Consider the following 5,910-nt stretch of genomic DNA (forward strand, 5'->3'; position numbering starts at 1 on the left):
GGCATGGCTTCGGCCAGGGCAGGCTCGGACAGGACAGGCTCGGCTAGGTCGGGCGCCGCCGGCACGGCGGGCTCGGGCGCGGGCTGCGAGGGCAGGCTTTCCCGCACAGGCGCGCTGGGTGCCGGCGGGGCGCCGGAGCCCTCCTCCGCCTCTCCCGTCATGCCGGAGAGTGTCACCGGCACCGCTTCGATCGCCGGCGGTGGCGGGCGGCCCCGTGGCCAGAGCGCGGCCAGCACGGCGCCGTGCAGCAATACCGCCAACAGCACCGCCACGCCACGCAAAAGCACCGGCCCGCGCGGCGCCAGAGGGATCACAGCACCAGCACGCCCTGGTGCTTGGCCTTCACTTCCGGTTCCACATGGATGGTGATGATGGCGGTGCCCAGCTCGGCCTTCAGCGCCGCCTCGATCCGGTCGCAGATCTCATGCGCGTGGCTCACCGTCATGTCGCCTGGCACCACCATGTGGAATTCGACAAAGGTGGTGCGGCCGGCATGGCGGGTGCGCAGGTCATGCATCTCCAGCGCGCCCTGGGCTTCCTGCGACATCAGCACGCGGATGCGGTTGAGCAGCGCGGGCTCCACCGCCTCGTCCATCAGCCCGCCGACACTTTCGCGCAGCAGATGCCAGCCGGAGACGAGGATGTTCACCGCCGTCAGCGCCGCTAGCAGCGGGTCCAGCCAGAGAATGCCGGTGGCCGCCACCGCCGCCACGCCCACCACCACGCCCACCGAGGTAACGACATCCGCGAACAGATGCCGCGCATCGGCCAGCAAGGCGGGCGAGCGCAGGCGGCGCCCCTCCCGCCGCAGCATCAGGCCCCAGCCGGCATTGATGACGGTTGCGACAATGGAGACCGCGAGGCCGAACCCCGGCACATCCGGCATATGCGGCGCGCTGAGTGCGCCCCAGGCCTCACGCAGGATCAGCAGCGCGGCCACGATGATCAGCGCACCTTCCAGCACCGCCGAGAAGTATTCGGCCTTGGCATGACCGTAAGGATGGTTGGCATCGGGCGGCGCGGCGGAAAAGGACACGGCGGCCAGCGCCGCCAGCGCCGCCGCGACATTCACCACCGATTCCAACGCATCGGCCAGCAAGGCCACGCTGCCGGTCAGCCACCAGGCCACCGCCTTCAGGCCCAGCACCGCCAAGGCCACTATCACGCTTCCCGCCGCGAGCCGCGTCGCACGGTCCATCCGTCTCAAACCCTATGCTACCGGATCCGGTGGGCGCTTCTAAGACCGGAGAGCCCGCGCGGAGCAACTGAAAAAATGCCAAGGCCGACTTGGAAGAATCCGTGAGGTGCAACCGCAGGAAGGAACCTTTGTAACGAGGCGGCTTTGTTCCCCGCAGCCGCAACAGGGAGACGTGGTGATGTATTTTCATGACAAGCGCTTGCAGTATCCTGTGCGGGTCGAGACTCCCGACCCGCTTTTCGCCCGGCAGCTTCAGCAGGCGATCGGCGGCGTCGAAGGCGAGATCCGCGTCTGCCTCCAATATTTCTTCCAGGCCTGGGGCAACCGCAGCCCGAATCCGAAGTACCGCGACATGCTGCTGCATACCGCGACCGAGGAGATCGGCCATATCGAGATGCTCGCCACCGCCGTGGCGCTGAACCTGGAGCAGGCGCCGCTGACTCTGCAGGAATCCGCCGCCGCGGCCAGCCCGGTGGTGAATGCGGTGATGGGCGGAGAGCGCCCGCGCCATGTGGTGGAAGGCATGTTGCAGCAGCACCTGCTGTCTTCCGGCCTCGCGGCCATGCCGGTGAATTCCGACGGCATTCCTTTTGACTGCTCGCATATCTATGCCAGCGGCAACGTGGCCGGCGACATGTTCGCCAATGTCACCGCCGAGGCGACCGGCCGCACGCTGGCCGTGCGCCTCTACAATGCGGCCAAGGACCCCGGCATGAAGGACATGCTGAGCTTCCTGATCGCGCGCGACACCATGCACCAGCAGCAGTGGCTGGCGGCGATCGAGGAGCTGGGCGGCCCCGCCGCGCTGCCGATTCCGAACAGCTTCGACCAGTCGCTGGAGAAGCAGGAATTCTCCTACGTCTACATGGGCACCAATGTGAATGGCGAGGTGCCGCCGGAAGGCCGCTTCACCAGCGGCCCGTCGCTGGACGGCAAGGCGCAGTTCAGCGTCATCCAGTCCACGCCGCTGGGCCAGGCGCCGAACCTGGGCCCGGCGCGCGAGGGCTCCGGCGCGCAGGCCGAGCAGATCGGCAAGGTATGACCGGCTGGCCGGGGGAACGATCCCCCGGCCATTCCTTTCAGACCGAGAAGTATTTCGCGCGTGGGTGATGCAGCACGATGGCGCTGGTGGATTGCTCCGGATGCAGCTGCCACTCGTCGCTGATCGAGACGCCGATGCGGTCGGAATCCAGCAGCTTCAGCAGCGGCGCCTGATCCTCCAGCCGCGGGCAGGCGGGATAGCCAAAGGAATAGCGGCCGCCGCGATAGCCCTGCGCCAGCATCTTTTCCATGTCGCGGTCATCCTCTCCCGCATAGCCGAGTTCGGCGCGGATGCGCTTGTGGACGTATTCCGCCATGGCTTCCGCCATCTCCACCGAGAGGCCGTGCAGGTAGAGGTAGTCCTGGTAGCGGTTGGCCTCGAACCAGTCCCGCGCCATGTCGCTGGCCTTCTGGCCGACGGTCACGACCTGCAGCCCGATGACATCGCGCTTCTCCGGCCCATCCTCGATATCGCGGATGAAGTCGGCGATGCATTCGCCATCCTGCTTCGGCTGGCGCGGCAAGGTGAAGCGCGCGGCCTCGGTGATGCCGTCTTCCTCAAACAGGATGACGTCATTCCCCTGCCCCGCGCATTTCCAGTAGCCGTAGATGGCCTGGGGCTTGAGGATCTGCTCCTGCTCCGACAGTGCCAGCATGCGCTTCAGCACCGGGCGCAGCTCCTGCTTCGCCCAGCCGATGAAATCCTCCAGGCTGCGGCCCTGTTTCCGGAAGCCCCACTGGAACTGGTAGAGCGAGCGCTCATTGACGAAGGGCACCACCGCCTTCGGGTCGCTTTGCAGGATGCGGCTGCCCCAGAAGGGCGGCACCGGCACCGGCTCATCGGCCGTCAGCCGCCGGCGGCGCTCCTGGGCATAATTCAGGTCCACAGGCGCGAAACCGCGCGGGTCGGCGGTGCCCAGCACGCGGGTGGTGTTGCGGGACTTGCCGGCGCGCTTCTGCTGCAAGGTGCCGAGATAGCCGTCGAAATCGCTGCCCATCACCCGGTCCATCAGGTGCAGCCCGTCGAAGGCATCGCGCGCATAAGCCACGCGGCCGGAGCTATAGGCGTTGACGCAATCATCCTCGACGAAGTTGCGCGTCAGCGCGGCGCCGCCCAGCAGCACCGGCACCTCCAGCCCCTGGCGCGACATTTCTTCCAGGTTTTCCTTCATCACCACCGTGGACTTCACCAGCAGGCCGGACATGCCGATGGCATGCGCCTTGTGCTGCTGCACGGCGGCGATCATGTCGTTCAGCGGCACCTTGATGCCGAGGTTGACGACCTTGTAGCCGTTGTTGGTCAGGATGATGTCGACGAGGTTCTTGCCGATGTCATGCACGTCGCCGCGCACGGTGGCCAGCACGATGGTGCCCTTTTCCTGGCCTTCCACACGCTCCATATGCGGCTCCAGATAGGCCACCGCCGCCTTCATCGTCTCGGCGCTCTGCAGCACGAAGGGAAGCTGCATCTTGCCGGCGCCGAACAGCTCGCCCACGACCTTCATGCCTTCCAGCAGGATGCCGTTGATGATGTCGAGCGGCTTGATGCCCTTGGCCAGCGCATCGGCCAGTTCATCGTCCAGCCCTTTGCGGTCGCCATCGATGATGCGGTCCTTCAGGCGGCCCTCGACCGTCTCGGCCTTCACCTTCTTGGCGGAATCCGCCGCCTTGCGGCCGGCGAACATCTCCAGCAGCTTCTGCAAAGGATCGTAGCCTTCGCTGCGGCGGTCGAAGATCAGGTCTTCCGCGACCTTCACCTCTTCCGGCGGGATGCTGTGCAGCGGCTTGATCTTGGAGACATGCACGATGGCGCCGGTCATGCCCGCCTTCACCGCATGGTCCAGGAAGACGCTGTTCAGCACATGCCGCGAGGCCGGGTTCAGGCCGAAGGAGATATTGGACAGGCCGAGGATGATCTGGATGTCCGGGAACTTCTCCCGGATCATGCGGATGCCTTCCAGCGTCCACAGCCCGAGCTTGCGGTCGTCCTCGTTGCCGGTGGCGATGGTGAAGGTCAGCGGGTCGATCAGCAGGTCGCTCTGCGGCAACCCGTGCCTGTTGCAGGCGAAATCCACCAGCCGCTCGGCGATGCGGAGCTTGTCCTCCGGCGTCTTCGCCATGCCGACTTCGTCGATGGTCAGCGCGATGACGGCGGCGCCGAACTTCTTGGCCAGCTTCAGGCGCTCGGTCGCGTGCCCCTCGCCGTCCTCGAAATTGATCGAGTTGATGATGGGCTTGCCGCCATGCAGCTTCAGGGCGGACTCGATTACCGGCGTCTCGGTGGAATCGATCACCAGCGGCGCGTTGACGCTGCCGGTGAAGCGGCGGATCACCTCATCCATCTCGGCGCGCTCGTCGCGGCCAACGAAGGCGGTGCAGATATCGAGGGAGTTGGAGCCCTCCCCCACCTGCTCGCGCCCGATGGAGACGCAGGCATCCCAGTCATGCGCCGCCTGCCGCTCCCGCCAGGCCTTGGAGCCATTGGCGTTGCAGCGCTCGCCAATGGAGAAGTAGCTGTTCTCCTGCCGCAGTGAGACCTGGCCATAGAGGCTGGCGACCGAGGGCACCCAGAAGGACTTGCGCGCCACCGGCGCCGGACGCAGTGCCGCGCCGCCGCGCTTGCGCAGCATGGCATCCAGCGCCTGGATATGCGGCGTGGAGGTGCCGCAGCAGCCGCCGATCAGGTTGATGCCGTCCTCACTGATGAAACGCTCCATCCAGGAGGCCATCTCGGCAGCGCCCAGCGGGTAATGCGTCTTGCCGTCCACCAGCTCCGGTAGGCCGGCATTGGGCTGGCAGGAGAGCAGGCCAGGCCAGTTGGCGGCCAGCCAGCGCACATGCTCCGCCATTTCCTGTGGGCCGGTGGCGCAGTTCAACCCGATCAGCGGCACGTCCAGCGCATGGATGGCGGTCGCGGCGGCGGCGATGTCGGAGCCCACCAGCAGCGTGCCGGTGGTCTCCACCGTCACCTGCACAAAGATGGGGATGTCGCTCCCCGCCTCGGCCTTGGCGATCTTGGCCGCGTTCACGGCGGCCTTGATGAAGAGCGTGTCCTGGTTGGTCTCGGTCAGCAGCGCATCGGCCCCGCCGGCGATCAGCCCCCGGCACTGTTCCGTCAATGCCGCTTCCAGCGTGTCGTAGTCGATATGCCCGAGGCTCGGCAGCTTGGTGCCCGGCCCGATATCGCCGATAACCCAGCGGTCGCGGCCATCGGCGAAGGTTTCCGCCGCCTCGCGCGCCAGTTCCACCGAGAGCTTGTTGATCTCGAAAGCCCGGCTGCCCAGCTCGAATTCTTCCAGCGTGATGGGCGAGCCACCGAAGCTGTTGGTCAGCACCATATCCGACCCGGCCTCGTAATAGCCGCGATGGATTTCCCGCACGAGCTCAGGGCGCGAGAGGTTCAGGACCTCGGTGCAATTCTCCTTGCCCCAGAAATCCTTCTCGATCTCCAGGGTCAGCGCCTGGACGCGCGAGCCCATGCCGCCGTCGCAGAGCAGAACACGGTCGCGCAAGGCATCGAGCAGGTGGGGACGGGCCATCAGATCAGGGCCTTCCTTCAGAAGTTCAGGGACGTTTCAGAAAGGGCGGCGACCGGTGCCGCCAGGCGCCGCGCCGGCCAGAGCCGCACGGCCAGCGGCCCCGCGACTTCCACCGGCGGCAGCGGCGCGCAG

3 protein-coding genes and 1 pseudogene are annotated in these 5,910 nt (G+C 66.6%); 1 reads left to right on the top strand and 3 read right to left on the bottom strand.

Annotated elements, in window-relative coordinates; all coding sequences use genetic code 11:
* A pseudogene (locus IBL25_RS23840) lies at window positions 1–314 on the bottom strand (hypothetical protein); the annotation flags it as partial.
* Window positions 311–1,198: a cation diffusion facilitator family transporter gene (locus IBL25_RS23845; protein ID WP_187780963.1), complete on the bottom strand. Its 888-nt coding sequence runs from the start codon at window positions 1,196–1,198 to the stop codon at window positions 311–313. The pseudogene IBL25_RS23840 and the gene IBL25_RS23845, both read right to left, overlap by 4 nt.
* 178 nt (window positions 1,199–1,376) lie before the next feature.
* On the opposite strand from IBL25_RS23845, the gene IBL25_RS23850 reads away from it, so the two are divergent.
* Window positions 1,377–2,240: a manganese catalase family protein gene (locus IBL25_RS23850; protein WP_187780964.1), complete on the top strand. Its 864-nt coding sequence runs from the start codon at window positions 1,377–1,379 to the stop codon at window positions 2,238–2,240.
* A gap of 37 nt (window positions 2,241–2,277) precedes the next feature.
* On the opposite strand, the gene metH is transcribed toward IBL25_RS23850, so the two are convergent.
* Window positions 2,278–5,778: a methionine synthase gene (metH, locus tag IBL25_RS23855; RefSeq protein ID WP_187780965.1), complete on the bottom strand. Its 3,501-nt coding sequence runs from the start codon at window positions 5,776–5,778 to the stop codon at window positions 2,278–2,280.
* Window positions 5,779–5,910: the final 132 nt, after the last annotated feature.

The sequence above is a fragment of the Pseudoroseomonas ludipueritiae genome, assembly GCF_014490445.1.
GTDB classification, from domain to species: domain Bacteria; phylum Pseudomonadota; class Alphaproteobacteria; order Acetobacterales; family Acetobacteraceae; genus Pseudoroseomonas; species Pseudoroseomonas ludipueritiae.